Here is a 19,823-nt window from a genome sequence, read left to right on the forward strand (position 1 = left end):
AAAATCGCTGTGAAGATCCGCGTTCTGTCGGACCTGCACCTCGAACACGATGAGCCGCTCGCCATCCCGTATGCGCAGGCCGATCTCGTTGTGCTCGCCGGCGATATCCACAACCATGCGGAGGGCTTGCGCTGGGCAGCGGAAAACTTTGGTTCCGACGTACCGGTGATTTACGTTCCAGGCAATCACGAGTACTACGACGGGGAATTCGGCGCGCTCGAAACCTCGATGAGAGACGCCGCGAACAGCCTGCCGAATGTGCACTTCCTCAACAACAGCGCGTTGATCGACCGGCATGGCAAATGGCGCGTGCTCGGCACCACGCTCTGGACGGATTTTGCGTTGTATGGATCGAGCGAGGAAGCGGTGCGCATATCCATGCAGGAAGCCGAAAGAGCAATGCTTGATTTCAGAGGCGTGATTCAGGTTGCATGGCCGGAACCTGAAGATGAGCCACGATCCTTCACGGCGGCCGATTCACTGGCGCTGCACGGTCAGGCGGGCGCGTGGCTGCAGGAGGAACTCGCCAAGCCTTTCGATGGCAAGACGATTGTGGTCACCCATCACGCGCCGCTCAGGGACAGTCTGGCTGAGAAATATGCGACGGACAGGGTATCGGCGTCATTTGTCAGCGACCTGCCCTCGCTCGTACGGGAGCCCGTCGCGCTGTGGGTGCATGGCCACACGCATACGGCATTCGACTACGTGGTGGAGGGAACGAGAGTGGTCTGCAATCCGCGAGGATATCGGGACCGGCGCACGGGTGCGCCCGAAAATCCATCGTTTGAATGGGACAAGGTGGTCGAGATTTGATCGGGACGCGCTGCACTCCGCGAACGCAGTGCGACCGGCTTACGGTAAGCCTGCCTTTGCGCTTCAAAGAAACGCACAAAAACGCCTCGTTGAATGAAGCGTTCCCAATCGAAACAAAAGACCGACGAATCGGCCTTTAGGTCCTAACGGTCGTGGGACTGACGGTTTTTGCGTTCGTCGATGCGAATCGGGATAAGGCGAGCACGCTTTGCGTTCTCTCGGGCGTTACGCAGCAGTTCACGGGTGGCGGGCACAGCGATCAAACCCAGCAGTGCGTAGATAGCGAACATCAGCGGCGTATTCATAACCTTCCTCGGACAGTGTCGAAAACCGGTAAAAGTGAATCAGTGAAGCTAAAACCAGCCCTTAAGCTATCAAGATGAGGCTGAAATAGAAGTAAGCAAGTGTTGCAGCGCGATAAACCCAAACACCGGCATTTGTCTAACTCCCATTCTCCTGCTCATAAGCTTACGCCGCTACAAATTCTTTTAGCAAATTTTCGTCGGCAGCGAGTGCGCCGGGCAACTCATTGCGCAAAAAATCGACCCAGGTGCGGATTTTTGCATCCAGATACTGTCGCGACGGGTAAAGCGCAAACACATTGAACAGTTGCATGGTGTATTCGGGCAGTACGCGCACAATCGTTCCAGCGCGCAACGCGGGCAAAGCGGACGACGTAGGCAAGACGCCCACCCCCATGCCCTCGCTGATCGCCACCGTCATGGCTTCGGCGACATTCACCGTGAACGGTGTCGGGCCGAGATCGACGCTTTCCGGACCGTTGGGGCCGTCAAAGGTCCATCGTGTTGGCGGAAATGCAGGCGTGACAAGCTGCAGACAGGTGTGCTGATTGAGATCGGCCACCGACTGCGGCACGCCATGCGCCTCGATATACGCCGGCGACGCACATGCAATCGTGAACACGCTGCCAAGGCGCTGCGACACCAGTCCCGAATCCGGAAGCTCGCTGCCGAGCACGATCGAGACATCGAAACCCTCATCCAGCAGGTCTGGCACGCGCGAGGCCAGCGTCAGATCGACCTGCACCGATGGATGCAGCTTCTGATACCGCGAAATCATCGGCACGATGTAATGCTGGCCAATGCCCGCCATGGCGTGCATTTTCAGTTTGCCGGCCGGTTTGGCGTGGGCATCCCCGGCTTCGGCCTCCGCTTGATCGACATACGCCAGGATCTGCTCGCAGCGCTGCAAATAGCGCTCTCCTGCCTCCGTGAGCGCGATCCGGCGCGTGGTCCTGTTGAGCAAACGGGTACGTAAATGAGCCTCGAGGTCCGACACGGCGCGAGAAGCATACGCCGTTGTCGTGTTCAGTTGATTGGCCGCCGCGGTAAAGCTGCCAGCCTCCACCACCCGCGAAAACATTCGCATGTTCTGAAGCGTATCCATAGCTTCGATTCTCTTTCAGGTAATACGTCATTGTTGCGCGATCGGCAACTGTAATTACATCAGATTCGGTAAAGATGCTTTACATCTTTACGGGTTTTTCGATAATCACGGCAAAAATACAATCCAGCGCACGTGTCTCAACCCGTTTGAGAAATAATTTTGCCAGACCGGATGCTGAAAACGACCATCGTCCCGATGGTTCTTACATTTATTTTAACAATAGCAGGCTGCGCGAGCACCAGGAACGTCGGTCCCGAAGATGCGCTGAAGGAACCGTCGTCGCTCGAAGCGGGGGTCACGCTGCGCGCGGCGAATGCCGATGCCGGCTGGCCCACGGCCGAGTGGTGGCGCGGTTACGAAGATCCGCAGCTCGATGCGTGGATCGAGCGCGCACACGCCGGCAGTCCATCGCTTGCGTTGGCAGCCGCGCGGGTGCGCGAGGCGCGCTCGCTGGCGGGCGTTGCGGAATCGGCGCTTTCGCCGCAGGTCGACGGGTCCCTGTCGATCAATCGCAAGCGCTGGCCCGAAAACGCCTATTACGGCCCGGGCAAGTTCAACGACGTCACGACCTGGAACGACACAGGCGCGCTGCAGCTCTCGTATAACCTCGATGTGTGGGGCCGCGACCGGAACTCGGCGGAGCGTGCGCTCGACGCCGCGCATGCCCGCGCCGCCGATGCGCGCGCCGCGCAGCTCGAACTCGAAGCGAATGTAGTGCGGGCGTATATCGGGTTGTCGCAGGGATTTGCGTTGCGCGACATCGCCCAGTCGACGCTCGAGCAGCAGCAGAAGATTGCCGCAAGGGCGCGCAGGCGGCTGCAGGGCGGCATTGGCACGCAGCTCGAAGTCGCGCAGGCGGAAGCATCGCTGCCCGATTACGAGCGTCAGATCGAAACCTACGACGAAGCCATCGCGCTCTCGCGCAACCAGCTTGCAGCGCTGGCCGGCGCGGGTCCGGGTGCTGGCGACGCGATCACGCGCCCGGTGTTATCGCTCGCGACGCCGCTCGGATTGCCGTCGGCGGTGCCGGCCGAATTGATCGGCCGCCGTCCGGACGTGGTCGCCGCGCGCTGGACGGTTGCGGCGCAGGCGCGCGGTATCGATGTAGCGAAAGCGCAGTTCTATCCGAACATCAATTTGATGGCGTCGCTCTCGCAAATGTCGGCGGACGGCGCACTGCTCACCTTTCTGACAGGCAACGGCAGCGGCTGGAGTGCGGGTCCGGCCATGACGTTGCCAATCTTCGAAGGTGGCCGCCTGCGCGCGCAACTCGGGGCGGCATCGGCGCAATACGATCAAGCCGTGGACCAGTACAACGCGACGCTGGTAGGCGCATTGCGGGAAATCGCCGATCAGGTTGTGCGCCTGCAATCGCTCGACCGGCAACTCGACGCCGCCAGCCGCTCGGTCGCCGCCGCGCAAAAAAGCTATCGCCTGGCCGACGAAGGCTACAAGCGCGGCCTGACCGACTACCTCAACGTGCTTGTGGCGCAGACGCAGTTGCTGCGCGCGCAGGACGGCGAGGCGCGCGTGCGGGCGGACCGGTTGGCCGTGTACGCGACTTTTTCGGCTGCGCTGGGCGGCGGTATCGATAGTTCCAGCGACAGTCCCGATGAAGCCGGTATGCATCCCGCCGCGCACATCGGTCCCTTTACAGCGCGCATGGAAACCAGGAGCCAATGAGCGTGTCCACGCCCGCTTCCACACTCAAGCCGCCGCCATCCTTCCTCGCCGACTGGAAGCGCACGGAAGGCGTTGCGTGGCTCTTCATCTTCAAGGCCGTGTTCGCCGCGCTATTGACGCTCTGGATCGCCATGCGGCTCGACCTGCCGCAACCGCGCACCGCGATGACCACGGTCTTCGTGGTGATGCAGCCGCAAAGCGGCATGGTGCTGGCCAAAAGCTTCTACCGGTTTTGCGGAACGCTGGTGGGCTTGATCGTGATGCTGGTCCTGATTAGCCTCTTCTCGCAGCAACCGGTGATGTTTTTATCGGCGACGGCGCTTTGGGTCGGCATTTGCACGGCCGGCGCGGCGCGCAACCGCAACTTCCGTTCGTATGGGTTCGTCTTGTCGGGTTATACGGCGGCGCTCATTGGCGTGCCCGCTGCACAGCACGCCGATACCGCGTTCCTGAGCGCGATGACGCGCGTCGCGGAAGTGTCGCTCGGCATTGTCTGCGCGGGCGCGGTCAGCGCGCTCGTGTTTCCGAGCCACGCAGGCGTCCAGGTGCGAGCGACCGTGCGGCGCCGTTTCAGCGGGTTCGTGGATTACGTATCGAAGGCGCTCGGCGGCACGATAGAACGGTCGCAGATCGAGCGTATCAACGCGGCGTTTGTTGCGGATATCGTTGGGCTGGAGGCGCAGCGCAGTGTCGCCGTGTTCGAAGATCCCGGCACCCGGATGCGCAGCGGCCGGGTCGCGCGCCTGAACGCCGAGTTCATGAGCGCTTCCACGCGGCTTCACGCGCTGCACCAGTTGATGAATCGCCTGCGCCTGGAACGCGCAAGCTTGACAGTCGAAGCGCTGGAGCCGTATTTCCGCGAAGTGTCGCCGTTGTTGACCGCCGAAGGCGCGCCGGTGAACAACGCCGCGGACGCCGTCCACGCCGCAGCACAACTCGACGCGTTCAAGGCGGCGCTGCCCAAGCGCATCCGCGCCACGCGCGCAAAGCTCGATCCTGCAGCCAATCTTCTTGAATTCGATACCGCCGCCGAACTGTTGTATCGGTTCGTCGACGACCTGCATGCCTACGCGCAAACCTACGCGTCGCTCGCCGTGCCGTCGCATGAGCGCGAGCATGGCATCACGCGCTATGTGCCGAAAACCAGCCTGCTCGCCGCGAGCGTGTCCGGTGTGCGGGCGTTTATCGTGATCATGGTCCTGAGCGGTTTCTGGATCGTGTCCGCGTGGCCGAGCGGCGGCACCGCCGTGCTCGATGCGGCGGCGGTGGTGGCGTTGGCATCGTCGTCACCAAGGCCAACACAGATGGCCTTCCAGATGGCCGGCGGCACGACGCTCGCGGCCATTGCGGGAATGATCGTGGTATTCGCGCTGTATCCGCTCATGGACGGCTTCGTGCTGATGTCCGCCGCGCTCGTGCCGTTCCTGATGCTCGGCGTCTTCCTTATGACGCGGCGTGGAATGCTGGGCTACGGCGTGGGCTATTGCATCTTCTTTTGTTTTCTCGCGGGTCCTGACAATGTCATCCACTATGACCCGTCGGGGTTTATCAACGACGCGATCGCGCTCGTCATCTCCATGCTTGCCTGCGCCGTGGCGTTCGCCGTGCTGCTGCCGACCAACGCGCCGTGGCTGCGCCGCTTGCTGCTGCGCGAGTTGCGCCTGCAAATGGTGACGGCAAGCAAGGCACGTTTGAACGGTTTGGCGATGCGTTTCGAAAGCGGCGCGCGCGATCTGCTTTTGCAACTGGATGCCCTCGCCGCCGGCGACGAAACGTCGCAGCGCGATGCATTGCGCTGGCTCTTCGCGGTGCTTGAAGTGGGTCACGCCGTGATCGACTTGCGTACGGAGCTTGAACGAGCGGACGGCGCATCGATCAGGCAGGCGCTCGATCACGTCGCTCGTCTCTTCGATCATCCGTCGCCTCGGCATTTTCAGATGGCGTTATTGGCGACATCGAGCGCCATAGACAATCTGCGCGCGCTGCTCGATACCGAATGTCAATCGCGCGACGAACGTCATCGCTTGCAGCGGATGTCGAGCCATCTGCATTTCATCCGCACTGCGTTGCTCGACCCGCAATCCCCGATGGCTTCGCTGGGCGAACAGGAAGGAGCCTTGCATGCCGCGTGATATCGCAATCCTCGATGCCTACGTGCCTGCGATCCTGCTGTTGTTTATCGCGGGCGGCGTGGCTACATGGTTCATCGACAGGCTGCTCGCGTTGACGGGTTTGTACCGCGTGGTCTGGCATCCGTCGCTGTTTCGCGCGTGCCTGCTCGTATGCGTGTGCGGACTGTTGGGACTTTCGGTGTACCGATAATTGAAGGACAAAAACGGCATCATGATCATCAGGAAAATTTTCGGCATCGTCATGACGGCGCTTATCTTTGGCGCCGCGATATTGATCGGGCACGTGCTCTGGGTCCATTACATGGATCAGCCATGGACGCGCGATGGTCGCGTGCGCGCCGACGTAATCAACGTTGCGCCCGATGTATCCGGCGCAGTGGTCGAGATGCCGGTGATCGATAACCAGTTCGTCCACAAGGGCGACCTGCTCATGCAGATCGATCCGGCGCACTACAGGATCGCCGTCGAGCAGGCGAAGGCGAACGTGGCCGCTCGCAACGCGGAGCTGCGCATGCGCCGCGACGACGCCGCGCGCCGGGCTGACATGGACAACGAAGTGGTATCGAAGGAATCGCGCGACAACGCCACGCAGGCCGCCTCCGGCGCGGCCGCAAACTTGCAGCAGGCGCAAGCCGCGCTCGATGCCGCCGAGCTCAACCTCGAACGCACCAAGGTGTTCGCGCCGGTCGACGGCTACGTGACGAACCTCAACACGCATCGCGGCGACTATGCAACGGCGGGTTCAGCGAAGCTCGCCATAGTCGATAGTCATTCGTTCTGGGTCTACGGATATTTCGAGGAAACGAAGTTGCCGCATGTGCGGGTGGGCGACAAAGCCGAAATGCGGCTGATGAGCGGCGGCGTGTTGAAAGGCCACGTACAAAGCATTTCTCGCGGCATTTATGATCGGGACAATCCCGAAAGCCGCGACCTGCTCGCCGATGTAAACCCGACCTTCAACTGGGTCCGGCTCGCGCAACGCGTGCCGGTGCGCATACGCATTGATGAAGTGCCGCAAGGCCTGATACTCGCGGCCGGAACGACGTGCACGGTGACGGTCACGCCTTCGAGTTGAGCGCGCTAGGACAGCGCTTTAAAGGTCTCGTCCGTTGTATCGATCACCATCAGGCCGGCTCGCAAACCTGGCTTCACCGTCGGGTTCGGAAACACGATCCGCTCTTCGTCGCGCGTGACCTCGTAGCGGTAATCGCCATCTTCGGCCAGCACCGTACCGCGCGTGAACGGAGTGAAGTTCGCTACGTCGCCGGCAACATGAAGCTTGAGCGCCTCGCTCTGCTTGGTGATCTGCCCGATCACGGTGAATACCTTCAGCGTATCGTCCGGCTTCGCCAACGGCGCAGTGGCTGCGATCAAGCGGCGCAACGCTGCATCGGACGCCGCGAAGCGCGTCAGGTCGTTATGCCCGAACGGACGCACTTTGCCGAGTTCAAGCGTGCAGGCGAGCGCGCCCGATTGCTCCGCCGTGAAATGCGTGAACGTGTTGGACTTTTCCTTGTGCAAAAGTACCGCCGACAAACCCGCGTCCCGCAGCCAGTCGAACATCGCCCGCGACAATGGCGCGCCCGCGTAAGGCAAGAGCGCGAACTGCTCGAACATCGACGGACGAATGGCCGTGTGCATGTCGATGTGCCACTTCGCGTGCGTGGGATCGGCTGCGGCAAAGAACGTCCGCGTCACGTCCTCCAGTTGCGCCGCGCGCGGCGACTCGTGGCTCGCAGCAAGCGTCAGGTGACGTCCGTTGAAGAGCCGGTTCAGGTCGTCATCGCGATAACGGCACGCAGCACGCATTGCATCGATATTGCCGAAGATCACAAGCAAGCGGCTTTTCAACAGCGCCTGACCGCTGGCAATATCCGCCACGAGCAAGGACAGCATTTCGATGGGCGCGGTTTCGTCGCCGTGAATTCCCGCCGACGCCACCACGCTCTGATGGACTTGCTCCGGCGGCTCAAAGGAAACAATGCCGTCGCCGAGCCAGGTCCACTTCACGCCATTGGGCAACGTGCCTTCCGTCAGCGCGGGCTTTTTTCCATCGATGACAAAGTCGAGAAAGTTCCTGAACATGGTGGTCTCAGCGCTGGAAATCGTACAGTGTACCCAGCTTGAGAATACCGGTCAGCGCGTCGAGGGCCGCGTGCGATTCATCAAGCAGTTTCGGATCGGCGAGATCAGCAGGCGCAATACGATCACGATAAAACCTTTCGATCCACGCGTCGAGTCGCGCGAACAGCGTGTCGTTCATCCAGACGCCCGGATTCACCGCGGCGCGCTCGGTATCGTTGAGCACCACGCGCAGGCGCAAACAAGCGGGACCGCCGCCGTTCTTCATGCTTTCGCGCAGGTCGAAGACGAGCACGTCATCAATCGATGTGTGCCGCTCGCCCAGGGAATCGAGGTATTTTGCAACACGTGCGTTTTCGCGGCATTCCTGCGGCACGACGAGTACCTGGCGGCCATCGGGACGTGTGAGCAACTGGCTGTTGAAGAGGTACGACGAAACGGCATCGGCCACGCTGACTGCTTCTTCGGGCACTTCGATTGCGGTGAACGCACCGCCGTGCGCGCCGAGCTTCGCGCGAAGCTGGTCGTACACCTTCGCCTGATCGAGGAACGCGCGTTGATGGCAGAACAACGTGTTGCGGTTTCCCACCGCGATCACGTCGTTGTGGAACACGCCTGCGTCGATCACATCGGGAAGCTGTTGCGCGAACACCGTGGCGTCGTCCGAGAGCCCATGCAGGCGCGCGACCGCGCGGCTGGCCTCGAGCGTCTGGCGCGCGGGATAGCGCTTTGGCTGCGCTGCGTCCTGACCGTATTCACTGCGTCCATACACAAAAAACTCGACGCCCTTCTCGCCGTATTCGTTGCAAAAGCGCGTGTGATTCGCCGCGCCTTCGTCGCCTAAAGCGGGTGTGCCGGGCAATGCGTGATGAATGTGAAAACGCGATTCATCGGCGAAAATGGCGGCGAGCGAACGCCGCGTTTCTTCGTGCTCGATCGCGCGATGCAGCTTCGTGCTGAGGTTCGCCGGCGTGAAATGCACGCGGCCGTCATTCGTATCCGCCGATGGGCTGACGGTCGCCGCGTTCGCGGTCCACATGGCGGATGCCGAACTCGCCGCCGCGAGCAACTCGGGTGCTTCGCGCGACGCACGTTCGATCACGTCGACGTCCGTGCCCGTGAAACCAAGGTTGCGCAACAATTTCAGCGACGGCCGTTCGAGCGGCGGCAGCACGCCTTGATAAAAACCAAGATCGGCCAGACGCTTCATCTTGCGCAAGCCTTGCTTCGCGGCCGCCTTGGGATTCGCCGCTGATTTCTCGTTGTTGCGCGACGCGACATTGCCGAACGACAACCCCGCGTAGTTGTGTGTCGGGCCGACCAGCCCGTCGAAGTTCGCTTCGAATGCTTGCATCGTGAATCCTCAGAACTGAAGGCCGGGCGAAACACTCACGGGCATGAGCAATTGGGTGCTTTCCACGGATGCCATCGGGTACGAGCAATAATCCGCCGCATAAAACGCGCTTGGACGCTGGTTGCCCGACCGCCCGATACCGCCAAACGGCGCCGACGACGACGCGCCGTTAGTCGGCCGGTTCCAGTTCACTATTCCCGCGCGAATGGCGTGCTGGAAGTGCGTCCACGCGGCTGCGCTGTCGGCCAGCAAACCCGCGGATAAACCGTAGGCCGTGTCGTTCGCGCGTTCGATAGCCTGATCGAACGTGGCATAACGCGTGAGCTGAAGCATCGGCCCAAAATGTTCTTCGTCGGGCACGTTTTGCGCGTTCGTGACGTCGATGATCGCCGGCGTGACAAAGCCCAGTTCCTTTGATTGTTGCTTCATTTCAAGTAACGGCGCGCCGCCTGCTTCGATCAATTGCGTCTGCGCCTGCATGAGTTTCGACGCTGCACGCGCCGAGATCACCGCGCCCATGAACGGCTGCGGTTCGGCGTCGAAGGCGCCAGTCCTGATCTTCGATGTGACCTCGATCAGGCGCTGCGTGAAGCGCTCGCCGAACGCGTTATCGGGAACCAGCAGACGGCGCGCGCACGTGCACCGTTGCCCCGCAGAAAGATACGCTGACTGGATCGTGTGATGCACGGCGGCGTTTATATCCTCGACCTCGGCCACGACCAGCGGATTGTTGCCGCCCATTTCGAGCGCAAGAACGATCTCGGGACGGCCACCAAATTGCCGATGCAATAATGTTCCGGTATCCGAACTACCGGTAAAGAACAGGCCATCGATCTGCCGATGATTGGCGAGCGCAATGCCGGTGTCCTTCTCGCCTTGAAGCAGATTCAGCACGCCCGCAGGCAAGCCGGCCTGCATCCACAACTCCACGGTGAGGGCGGCCACGGCTGGCGCGAACTCCGAAGGCTTGAACACGACCGCATTGCCCGCAATCAACGCCGGGACGATATGCCCGTTCGGCAAATGGCCGGGGAAATTGTACGGTCCGAACACCGCCACGACACCATGCGGCCGATGCCGCAATACCGCGACGCCATCGGCCATGTCCTGCCGTTTTTCGCCGGTACGCTCGTGATATGACTTGACCGAGATATCGACCTTGGCGGCCATGGTCGCGACTTCCGTGCGCGCTTCCCACAAGGGCTTGCCCGTTTCATGGCCAATGGTATGGGCCAGCGTTTCCTTGTTCTCGTTCAGCAGCACGGCAAAGCGGCGCGTGATCGCGATGCGTTCGTCGAGCGTCAAGGCAGACCATGAAACAAACGCGCGTCGCGCTGCAAGCACGGCGCGATCGACGTCTTGCGCGGACGCGCTCGCCCCTTCCCAAACCACTTCGCCATTGCCCGGATTACGCGATGCAAACGGCGCGCCGCCGCCATCGCTCCACGCGCCATCGATAAACAATTGAGTCGAAATCCTGGTCATGTTCCTGTCCTTAATTTGCGTTCTTCGAGCGCGCCTGCGATGCCGGATTCGAAACCAGCACGCGCACCGTATCGCCCGCTTTCACGCGCAGCGCCGCGGCCTCTTCTTCGGTCAGCAAGAACGATCCGTCCTCGGGCATGCCGAAGGTGGCGCCGCATCGGAAGTCATCGAGCGATGTATTCGATACCAGACTGCGTATCTCATTGTTCGTGGCGCGCTCGCCAACACGCACCGTCACCAGCACGCTTTCACGCACCGTGCGCAAGTCCGCCGTATGGCATTCGAGCACCGGACCGGCATCGAATATATCGACGTGATTCTCGTAGCGCAGCCCTTCCGTTTCGAGCATCTTGCGCGCCGGCATGGTGTCGCGATGCGTGAGGCCGACCGCCGCTTGCGCGTCTTCGGGCAGCATCGCGAGATAGACGGGATAGCGCGGCATCAGCTCGGCCAGGAACGACTTCTTGCCGTGCGAACTGAGGTAGTCGGCGGCGTTGAAATCGATCTGGTAGAAATGCGAGCCGACCGCTTGCCAGAATGGCGAGACGCCGTTTTCATCGAAATGGCCGCGCAATTCAGCGCACAAACGCTCCGGAAAACGCTCGCGAAATTGCGCAATGAACATGAAGCGCGAACGCGACAGCAAACCGCCAACGCCTGCCGTTCTGTATCGCGGGCTCAGGAATAACGAACAGACTTCCGCATAACCGGTCAGGTCATGCGAGATATTGAGCAACGACATCTTGGTCCATACGCCCAAGTCCCGGCTCGCATGAACCACCGTCGAAACACGATAGTTATAGAACGGCTGCTCGAGTCCCACTTCCGTTTCTATGCCGCACACGCCCGCAATATCGCCTGTAGCCGTGTCTTCCATTGCGAAAAGATATCCGGCTTCGTAGGCCTCGGCTTCATTGGCGAGCGTGCGTCTTGCGCGTTCGACGCGCGCGCTCAGCGCATCGCGATCCGGCTTGAACGTGGTGAGTCCCGGTCCGGTTTCGTGCGCGAGCGCGACCAGCGCATCCACGTCTGCGGGCTGCACGCAGCGGACAACGATCATTGCAACTCTCCCGAAGCTTGATGAAGCGGCACGCAGCGCACCGTGCCGGACTCTTTCACGCCGAGCGCCTCGCGCAATTCGGCCGATAGCGGCGCACCTTCGGCGCGCGCCGCCGGCAGGTTAGCCAGCGCACAGCGGAACGCATGCGCGCCGCCGGCGGCGACCAGATAGGGCGTGCTGGAAGGCGGCGCGCTGTCCAAAGAACCGCTCACCGTGCGCACCTCATTTGCGAGCACCGACGCACTGCGTTCAACCGCGACGGTCAGCACGGGACCGGCGTCGAAGATATCCACGAAACGATCCGGCTCGAAGCCTTCCTCAAGATGGATGTCATAGGCAAGCAAGGCGCCGTCGTCGGGCTCGCCCAAAACGCGCTGCGCCTCGGGCGGCAATAGCGGAACATACAGCGGATAACTCGGCATCACTTCCGCGATGAACGTCCGGCTCCGGCCGCCCGATTCCAACTCGACCTGCTCGAAGTCACGGCCAAAAAACTTCCGCCCCACGGCTTCCCAGAATGGCGACACGCCGGCGTCATCCGTCACGCCAAGCATCAGCGAGAAGACGTCGTCGGAGAAGCGCTTGCGATTGGCGGCCACGTACATCATGCGGGCACGCGAAAGCAGATGCGCGGCGGCGTCGTGCGTGGATTCGCGTATCGACGGATCGATATAGAAGCCCGTCAGGCGGCTCTTGCCGGTGAGTTCATGCGACATGGTAAGCGCGTGGATCTTGCGGTTCACCTTGAGTTCGCGCGATGCGTGGATCAGCGCATCGTTGCGAAACGCGTAGAACGGCTCCGAGTATCCCGCCGACGCCACGATGCTCGACGTGCCAAGCAACGCGCCCGTCGACGTGTCTTCGAGCACGAACAGATAAAACTCCTCGCCGGGAAATTCAACGTCGGCACGAAACGAATCTTCGGAGAGTGCTACGCGCGTCGCAAGCACGCCGCGGTCGCGCGGCAGCGAATGCAGCACCGGGTGCGCGGCGTGCGCCATGCGCTCGAGCGAGTCCAGGTCGGCGAGTGTTGCGGGGCGGACGATTAGCATCGGCGATTCCATTGGGTTGAAAGAGGCCGAGGAAGCGCGCACCTTCACCGCGCCACGCCGGCGACAGCTTTTTCGATGCGTGCAAAACCCTCGTCGAGATCGGCCATCGGCATGATCAGCGACGGTGCGAAACGCAGCACGTTCGGCCCCGCGATCAGCATGATGACGCCCTGTTTCGCGGCCGCGGTCAGCACGTCCTTCGCGCGGTCCTTGTAGGCATCGGCGAGTTCGGCGCCAATCAAAAGACCCTTGCCGCGGATTTCCTTGAATACCGAAAAACGTTCATCGATACGCTTCAGATGCGCCTTGATGGCGTCGCTGCGCTGCTGCACGCCTTCGAGCAGTGCGGGATTGCTGACCAGCTCCACCACCTTGTCCGCGATCGCTGCGCCGAGCGGATTGCCGCCATACGTGGTGCCGTGCACGCCGACCTTGAAATGCGCGGCGATCCTGGCCGTAGTGAGCATGGCGCCGATTGGAAAACCGTTGCCGAGCGCCTTCGCGGTCGTCAGGATGTCCGGCGTCACGCCGTAGCCCATGTACGCGTAGAACGTGCCGGTGCGGCCCACGCCCGTTTGTACCTCATCAAAAATCAGCAGTGCGCCATGTTGATCGCAGGCTTCGCGAAGACCTTGAAGGAACGCGGGATCGGCGGGTAAAACACCGCCCTCGCCCTGAACCGGCTCGACAATCACGGCGCAAGTTTGCGGACCGATAGCCGCGCGAGCCGCCGCGAGGTCGTTGTACGGAAGATGCGTGATGCCTTGCGGTGTCGGGCCGAAGCCTTCGGCGTATTTCGGCTGGCCACCCACGCTGACCGTAAAGAGCGTGCGTCCATGGAACGATTGCGTGAAGGAAATGATGTCGACTTTCTGCGGACCGCTGTTGTCGATGGCGTAACGGCGCGCGAGTTTCAGCGCGGCTTCGTTCGCTTCGGCGCCGGAGTTGGCGAAGAACGCGCGATCGGCGAAGGTGATGTCCGTGAGACGCGTGGCGAGGCGCAGCACGGGTTCGTTGGTGTAGCCGTTGCCGATATGCCAGAGTTTCTGGCCTTGATCGTGAAGAACCTTGAGCAGTTCGGGATGCGCGTGACCCAGCGCCGTCACCGCGATACCACCTGCGAAATCGATGTAATCGCGGCCTTCGGTGTCCCAGACACGCGAACCGAGTCCGCGATCGGGCACGAAATTCGCCGGGGCGAACAAGGGCACCATTACTTCATCGAAAGTACCGCGTGTCACATTCAGGTCGGTCATGAATCGCTCCTTGGGCGGGATATGCTGATTCAATCGATCGTAGCCTGCGGCAGCGCCCGCGTCTTGCGTGAACGCGACACGATTCCACGTACAAATCAGCGCCGGATCAACCGGAATTCCTTTCGATCCAGTTCCGCCGTTCCTCTCGCGGCGTGACGCCAAACTTTTCACGGTAAGCATTGGAAAAATGCGCCGCCGACGCAAACCCGCACGCCAGACTGATCTGCACCACCGACTGGCTGCTTCTTTGCAATTGGGTACGCGCTTTGATCAGCCGGAGATTGAGGTAATACTTCGCGGGCATCGCGCCAAGATATTGCTTGAACAGGCGCTCCAACTGCCGCCGCGAAATGCCGGAAAGCGCGGCGATTTCGTCCGTGGCAAGCGGCTCTTCTATATTTGCTTCCATCAGTTGCAACGCATCGTTCAAACGCGGATGACGTTCGCCCGGCGCGGTGACGTAGGGAATGCGCTGGCGTTCATCGCCGGAACGCAACACCGGCATGCCCAGCGCGTCGGCAATCCGCTCCGCGAGTTCACGGCTATGGTGGCGCGCGATCATGTTGAGCATGAAATCGGCCGTGGCCTGGCCGCCGCAACACGTGGCGCGGTCCCGGCCGGTTTCGAAAATCTGCTGCGAAACAATGCAGTGCTCGAACTGCTCGGTGAACTGCTGCGCCATGTCCCAGTTCACGGCCACGCGATGACCATCGAGCAAGCCTGCCGAAGCGAGCCACCACACGCCATGATGAATGCCGCTCACAAGCGGCGTGGCCGCCGCGACGCGCGCGAGCGCCTGGAGAAACGCATGCTGGCCGCCAAGCGCCTGAAACCCCTCGCCGAGCACGATCAGCCAGTCGCATTCGGTGTCAGCGCCAAATGCAGCCTGCGCCTTCAGCCACGCGCCGCCGCCAAGCGCCACGTCGCGTCCATCGGGCGACAGAACCTGCCACGCATAAAGCGCATTGCCATCGATTTCATTTGCAAGCCGCAACGTGTCGATGACCGGCCCGGCACCGCTCATCGAACACGGGGCAATGGCCGCAATGGCCACCCGCAACGGCTGCGGCCCGGCTCCGTCCAGCACGTTACTTGAGGCTGCCGGAGAGGAATTGCCGCAACCGTTCGCTGGTCGGCCGGCTCAGGACGTCGGCGGGCGCGCCTTCTTCTTCCGTGCGGCCCTGATGCAGAAACATCACATGATTCGATACGTTGCGCGCGAAGCCCATCTCATGCGTGACCACGATCATGGTGCGGCCTTCTTCCGCCAGCTTCTGCATCACCTTCAGCACTTCGCCGACCAGTTCTGGATCGAGCGCAGAAGTGGGTTCGTCGAAGAGCATCACGTCCGGATGCATGGCAAGCGCGCGCGCGATCGCCACGCGCTGCTGCTGGCCGCCCGACAAATGCGACGGATACTGCTTTTCCACCTTCGGCGCGAGCCCGACTTTCTCGAGACATTCCCGCGCGCGTTCGCTGGCTTCTTTCTTCGATAACCCAAGCACATGCATGGGCGCTTCCATGACGTTCTCGATCGATGTCATGTGCGCCCACAAGTTGAAGTGCTGGAACACCATCGCGAGTTTCGTGCGCACGCGCTGAAGCTGCTTGTGGTCGGCGACTTCTAGATTTCCCCGGCTGTCTGTTTTGGTGCGCACCGGCTCGCCGTCCACGATGATGTCACCCGCGTTCGGCCGTTCGAGGAAATTGATGCATCGCAGGAACGTGCTTTTGCCCGAACCGCTCGAACCGATGATGCTGATCACGTCGCCGGCGTTGGCGGCGAGAGAGACGCCCTTGAGCACTTCGTTGTCGCCGAAACGCTTATGGATGTCGCGCGCGACGAGTTTGGGCGCGGCGTTGTGCGCGGCGGCCGATGCTGCGGTTTGTGCTGATGTGTCCAACGCGTTCTCCCCGGAGGATGAGTCTGAAGGTCCGATCGTTTCGATCATGGCTGCGGATTCTACCGAAACCCGCCGCGGCTCCGGCATTGGGACAAACGCCCTCTGCTGACGCGCGGGCCGGCTGCACGTCGCATTCGTCAGTCTGTTTCAGGCTCGCTGGGCAGGACGGCGCGCACGTGCTGGGCCACGCGGCCGTTGGCGAGCGCTATTTCCGGACTGCTTTGCAACAAGGGCAGATATTGGACGTCGAAGGCGGCGTTGCGCTCGCGGGCGCCGAACATCGATGTCACGGCGTGCGCAATATCGTCGCGCGCGTCAGGCGTGGCGTCGGTGTCGTCGAGCACGTCGTCAAGCGCCGCAATGAGCGTGGAAAGCGGTCCGAGCCATTTGAAGGCGCTGCCGTTGATCACGATCTGGAGAAATTCGCCCGGCGAGACCGCGCCGAACTCGGCTTCGTGCCGGGTGCGCAGTTCGTCGAGCAGCGCGCGGTGCAGCGCCAGTAACGGATGGCGCACTTCCTTCAGGAAGGCGGTTGCTACGGAGTCGGTCATTCTTGTAGGCATGGGCGAGGTTCCGGAAATGGACGCAAGCGGACGCGCAAGCAGCAGCGCAATGCCCCAAGCCTACACCGTCACCAGAGCCCGTCCTACATAGCGAATAAAATCCGGCGCGGACAGCGGTTCGGAAAAAAGCCAACCCTGACCGAATTGAGCGCCGCGAGCGTGCAGATAACACGCCTGCTCTTCGTGCTCGATTCCCTCGGCCACGACCTGCACGCCAAGCGTTTGCGCCATGTCCACGATATGCGACGCCACGCTGCTCGACGCCGCATCCTGGCCGACGGTATCGACGAAGGACTTGTCTATTTTCAGCACATCGACCTGAAAATTCTGCAGGTGCGAGAGACTGGAATACCCCGTCCCGAAGTCGTCTATATACACCGGATGCCCGGCATCGCGAAACGCCTGGATGACTTCCTTGGCGGCATCGGCGTCGAGAAAACAGCGCTCGGTCGCCTCGATCCGGATCTGCTGCGGCGAGATGCCGGCTTCGGCCAGCGCCGGCGTCAGGCGATCCAGGAAACGCCGCGTGACGAGATCGGGCGCGCTCAGGTTGATCGATACATACATCTCGCGATACCGCTGCAAAAACTCGCCGAGTTCGAACAGGATGGTGTCGAACACCTGGTCCGTGATCGCCTGGATCAGACCGCGATGTTCCGCGAGCGGAATAAAGTGATCGGGACGCACCACGCGGTTGTTCTGCTTCCAGCGCACGAGCGCTTCCGCGCCCACGCAGCGCCGCGTCTCGAGATCCACAATAGGCTGATACGCAACAATGAACTGATGCCGGCGCACGGCGTCGCTGAGCTGCCCGAGCGGCGAAAGGCGCCGGACCATCAGGAGGCCTAGCCATGCCGAAACAGCGAGGCCGCCCGCCAGTCCCGCGAACAGCCAGTTCCAGGGACGGGCGCGCAGACGTGCGGCGCCGCCGGCGAATTTGAAGGTGCTCATCGTGCGCGCTTCTTCATGGACGTCATGCCTCTTGTGTACATCCGGGTTCTTTCCTGGTTCTTATATGTCGGACGCGATGCGCGCCAGAAGCGTCTTGCCGGCCACGGGATGAACAGTCGTGCGCACTGTTCAAACTTTTCCCGCGTTCGTGTCATTTCTTCCATTGCCCGCACGCCATACAGGTTCATTGCGCGGCCGGACACCCGCCGACAGACCGGCGAGCGACCCAGTGTAGCGGCGGCGCGTGCATCCCTTCAATGCTTGCACGGTGACGAAATGCGCCCATTGGTGGGCTGGCGCACGCCGGCTCAGTAGTTTTGCGAGGCATGTGCGGGAGACGTCTGGTAAATGGCGGATAAGGCCGGGAGTCGTGAGAAAATCGGGCAGGTTTTGAACTCATCCGATTGTTTCCATCGCCTGTGCGCGACGCTTTCACGCTCAACTCAAGAGATACTCAATGGCACTGGACGAAGCCTGCGCAGTTACCATCCGCGACGCAACCGCAGCTGATTTCCACACGATCACGCGCATCTATGCGCACTACGTGCTGCATGCGCTCGCTACCTTCGAGGAAGTGCCGCCCGACGAGAATGAGATGCGCGCGCGGCACGCATCCATCACGAACGCTGGCCTGCCTTATCTGGTGGCGCAGGCGGACGGTGAAGTGGTCGGCTACACGTATGCAACGGCTTACAGGCCGCGCTCGGCTTACCGGCATACGATTGAGGATTCGGTTTATATCGCCGATGGTCATGGCGGCCGCGGACTGGGTCTCGCGCTACTGAGCGCGCTGATCGAACGATGCGAGGCCGGCCCGTGGCGGCAGATGGTGGCCGTGGTCGGCAACAGCGGCAACGCCGGGTCGATTGCGCTGCACGCACGGCTCGGATTCGAACATGTGGGCGTATTTCGCCGGGTGGGCTACAAGCACGGCCAATGGGTCGATACCGTGCTCATGCAACGTCCATTGGGCGAAGACAAGGCGTTGCTGCCGCCGCGGTAGAAACAGATCAAAAGCAGTCCATTTTTCAGCTAGAACTTTACTTGCCTACTTACACGCTTGCCGCCGCCGTCACTGCTGAAATCGATATCCGCAAGAGCCGCTTTATCGCCGTGGCGCTACCGGTTGCCGATCGCGCTGCCGCGATGCTCGAACTCGACGCGCTGCGCACCCGGCACCCCGCCGCCACGCACGTGTGCTGGGCGTTGCTCGCGGGCGGCGAATCCGGCATGTCAGATGACGGCGAACCCTCCGGCACCGCCGGCCGGCCGATCCTGGAAGTCCTGCGCCATCACGAAGTGGATGGTGTGCTGGCTGCCGTCGTGCGCTACTACGGCGGCATCAAGCTGGGCGCGGGCGGGCTCGTGCGTGCGTACACGGACGCCATCGCGACCGCGATGCAGCGCGCCGAGCGCATTGAACGCGTGGCGCTCGGGCTGCTGGAAGTGGAAGTCGATTACGCGGACGAAGCCCGCATCCGCCGATGGATCGAGCAGGAGGGCCACGCGCTCGCCGAGCCTGGCTACGGCATGACGGTGAGCCTGTCGATCCAGATGCCGCTCGCTCAGCGCGACACCGCCGCCGATACCATCCGCGACCTGACACACGGGCGCGCGGTCATTGTGAAAGCGCCATGAGTGCGCGGTCATTCACCATCACCCTGCTGCCGTCGAACCACGATTTTCCGTCGACCGATGGAACAACCATACTGGAAGCCGCGTCGCTCGCCGGGTTGCGTTTGCCGAGTTCATGCCGCAACGGCACGTGCCGGGCGTGCCTGTGCCAGCTGAAAAACGGCGAGGTGCGCTACAAGATCGAATGGCCGGGCTTAACCACCGAAGAAAAAGCCGAAGGCTGGATCTTGCCGTGCGTGGCGATACCAGCGTCGAATGTGGAAATTGAAACGGATTTCGAGGAAATTCCTCCTCTCGCCGAACTCAAACCCGGTCGCCGTCGCGGCTTCTAACGCGGCTCAAACACAGAAGCGCGACGTTGCTGAAAGACCCGGGTAATCCGGGATTGTTGTCTTTTATCAAAGACCTACGATGACGTTCGCGGCTGCCCCGAAGCGCCCGATTGT

At 61.8% G+C, this 19,823-nt stretch carries 20 protein-coding genes; 8 read left to right on the top strand and 12 right to left on the bottom strand.

The genetic code is table 11. The annotated features are described in order from the left end of the window. The first annotated feature begins 9 nt into the window (after nucleotides 1–9). Nucleotides 10–813, top strand: a complete 804-nt coding sequence (locus tag ACRWA7_RS26835) for a metallophosphoesterase (protein ID WP_438393355.1) — start codon at nucleotides 10–12, stop codon at nucleotides 811–813. Nucleotides 814–956: 143 nt separating this feature from the next. On the opposite strand, the gene ACRWA7_RS26840 is transcribed toward ACRWA7_RS26835, so the two are convergent. After that, the gene (locus ACRWA7_RS26840; RefSeq protein ID WP_438393357.1) at nucleotides 957–1,118 is read right to left on the bottom strand and encodes a hypothetical protein; all 162 of its coding nucleotides are present in this window, start codon (nucleotides 1,116–1,118) and stop codon (nucleotides 957–959) included. 163 nt (nucleotides 1,119–1,281) lie between these two features. After that, the gene (locus ACRWA7_RS26845) at nucleotides 1,282–2,220 is read right to left on the bottom strand and encodes a LysR family transcriptional regulator (protein WP_438393358.1); all 939 of its coding nucleotides are present in this window, start codon (nucleotides 2,218–2,220) and stop codon (nucleotides 1,282–1,284) included. Nucleotides 2,221–2,415: 195 nt separating this feature from the next. Here ACRWA7_RS26845 and ACRWA7_RS26850 point away from each other — a divergent pair, with 195 nt between their 5' ends. Genes ACRWA7_RS26850 through ACRWA7_RS26865 form a run of 4 tightly spaced genes read left to right on the top strand, consistent with a single transcriptional unit; the run spans nucleotide 2,416 to nucleotide 7,110 of the window. Beyond that, entirely contained in the window at nucleotides 2,416–3,903 is a 1,488-nt protein-coding gene (locus ACRWA7_RS26850) for an efflux transporter outer membrane subunit (protein ID WP_438393359.1), read from the top strand. Continuing rightward, nucleotides 3,900–6,035 carry an FUSC family protein gene (locus tag ACRWA7_RS26855; RefSeq protein WP_438393360.1) on the top strand — a complete coding sequence of 712 codons (2,136 nt, stop codon included), beginning with the start codon at nucleotides 3,900–3,902 and terminating at the stop codon, nucleotides 6,033–6,035. Before ACRWA7_RS26850 ends, ACRWA7_RS26855 begins: the two co-directional genes overlap by 4 nt. Then, complete coding sequence (locus ACRWA7_RS26860; RefSeq protein ID WP_438393362.1) at nucleotides 6,025–6,225, top strand: DUF1656 domain-containing protein; 201 nt, start codon at nucleotides 6,025–6,027, stop codon at nucleotides 6,223–6,225. The genes ACRWA7_RS26855 and ACRWA7_RS26860 overlap by 11 nt, the downstream gene beginning before the upstream one ends. A 21-nt stretch (nucleotides 6,226–6,246) precedes the next feature. Beyond that, nucleotides 6,247–7,110 carry an efflux RND transporter periplasmic adaptor subunit gene (locus tag ACRWA7_RS26865; RefSeq protein WP_438393364.1) on the top strand — a complete coding sequence of 288 codons (864 nt, stop codon included), beginning with the start codon at nucleotides 6,247–6,249 and terminating at the stop codon, nucleotides 7,108–7,110. A 5-nt stretch (nucleotides 7,111–7,115) separates the two neighbouring features. Here the strand turns inward: ACRWA7_RS26865 and astE are convergent, their stop codons facing one another. The 10 genes from astE to ACRWA7_RS26915 form a co-directional block, all read right to left on the bottom strand. Next, a complete protein-coding gene (astE, locus tag ACRWA7_RS26870; protein ID WP_438393365.1) occupies nucleotides 7,116–8,120 on the bottom strand; it encodes a succinylglutamate desuccinylase in 1,005 nt (334 codons plus the stop codon). 7 nt (nucleotides 8,121–8,127) lie between these two features. Further along, nucleotides 8,128–9,471, bottom strand: coding sequence for an N-succinylarginine dihydrolase (gene astB / locus ACRWA7_RS26875; RefSeq protein WP_438393367.1), 1,344 nt, complete (start codon nucleotides 9,469–9,471; stop codon nucleotides 8,128–8,130). 9 nt (nucleotides 9,472–9,480) lie between these two features. Then, complete coding sequence (gene astD / locus ACRWA7_RS26880; RefSeq protein WP_438393369.1) at nucleotides 9,481–10,956, bottom strand: succinylglutamate-semialdehyde dehydrogenase; 1,476 nt, start codon at nucleotides 10,954–10,956, stop codon at nucleotides 9,481–9,483. 10 nt (nucleotides 10,957–10,966) lie between these two features. Then, complete coding sequence (astA, locus tag ACRWA7_RS26885) at nucleotides 10,967–12,016, bottom strand: arginine N-succinyltransferase (protein WP_438393370.1); 1,050 nt, start codon at nucleotides 12,014–12,016, stop codon at nucleotides 10,967–10,969. Continuing rightward, nucleotides 12,013–13,068, bottom strand: a complete 1,056-nt coding sequence (gene aruF, locus ACRWA7_RS26890; RefSeq protein WP_438393372.1) for an arginine/ornithine succinyltransferase subunit alpha — start codon at nucleotides 13,066–13,068, stop codon at nucleotides 12,013–12,015. Before aruF ends, astA begins: the two co-directional genes overlap by 4 nt. Nucleotides 13,069–13,112: 44 nt before the next feature. Next, nucleotides 13,113–14,324 (bottom strand): aspartate aminotransferase family protein, encoded by a 1,212-nt coding sequence (locus tag ACRWA7_RS26895; RefSeq protein ID WP_438393373.1) that lies wholly within the window; start codon nucleotides 14,322–14,324, stop codon nucleotides 13,113–13,115. A gap of 106 nt (nucleotides 14,325–14,430) precedes the next feature. After that, on the bottom strand, nucleotides 14,431–15,348 hold the full coding sequence (locus ACRWA7_RS26900) for a GlxA family transcriptional regulator (protein WP_438396797.1): 918 nt from the start codon (nucleotides 15,346–15,348) through the stop codon (nucleotides 14,431–14,433). Nucleotides 15,349–15,412: 64 nt separating this feature from the next. Further along, nucleotides 15,413–16,228 carry an ABC transporter ATP-binding protein gene (locus ACRWA7_RS26905; protein ID WP_060819268.1) on the bottom strand — a complete coding sequence of 272 codons (816 nt, stop codon included), beginning with the start codon at nucleotides 16,226–16,228 and terminating at the stop codon, nucleotides 15,413–15,415. A gap of 137 nt (nucleotides 16,229–16,365) precedes the next feature. After that, nucleotides 16,366–16,791 carry a hypothetical protein gene (locus ACRWA7_RS26910; protein WP_438393375.1) on the bottom strand — a complete coding sequence of 142 codons (426 nt, stop codon included), beginning with the start codon at nucleotides 16,789–16,791 and terminating at the stop codon, nucleotides 16,366–16,368. Between the two features lie 60 nt (nucleotides 16,792–16,851). Next, entirely contained in the window at nucleotides 16,852–17,742 is an 891-nt protein-coding gene (locus tag ACRWA7_RS26915; RefSeq protein ID WP_374728616.1) for an EAL domain-containing protein, read from the bottom strand. A 457-nt stretch (nucleotides 17,743–18,199) separates the two neighbouring features. On the opposite strand from ACRWA7_RS26915, the gene ACRWA7_RS26920 reads away from it, so the two are divergent. From ACRWA7_RS26920 to ACRWA7_RS26930, 3 genes are read left to right on the top strand one after another with little or no spacing between them, the layout of a single operon-like run. Then, nucleotides 18,200–18,745 (top strand): GNAT family N-acetyltransferase, encoded by a 546-nt coding sequence (locus ACRWA7_RS26920; RefSeq protein WP_438393377.1) that lies wholly within the window; start codon nucleotides 18,200–18,202, stop codon nucleotides 18,743–18,745. 41 nt (nucleotides 18,746–18,786) lie between these two features. Beyond that, on the top strand, nucleotides 18,787–19,380 hold the full coding sequence (locus ACRWA7_RS26925) for an IMPACT family protein (RefSeq protein WP_438393379.1): 594 nt from the start codon (nucleotides 18,787–18,789) through the stop codon (nucleotides 19,378–19,380). Next, nucleotides 19,377–19,709, top strand: a complete 333-nt coding sequence (locus tag ACRWA7_RS26930; RefSeq protein WP_438393380.1) for a 2Fe-2S iron-sulfur cluster-binding protein — start codon at nucleotides 19,377–19,379, stop codon at nucleotides 19,707–19,709. The genes ACRWA7_RS26925 and ACRWA7_RS26930 overlap by 4 nt, the downstream gene beginning before the upstream one ends. Nucleotides 19,710–19,823 lie beyond the last annotated feature (114 nt).

Origin of the sequence: Caballeronia sp. DA-9, from assembly GCF_051615025.1 — a bacterium.
In the GTDB taxonomy this organism is placed as follows: domain Bacteria; phylum Pseudomonadota; class Gammaproteobacteria; order Burkholderiales; family Burkholderiaceae; genus Caballeronia; species Caballeronia sordidicola.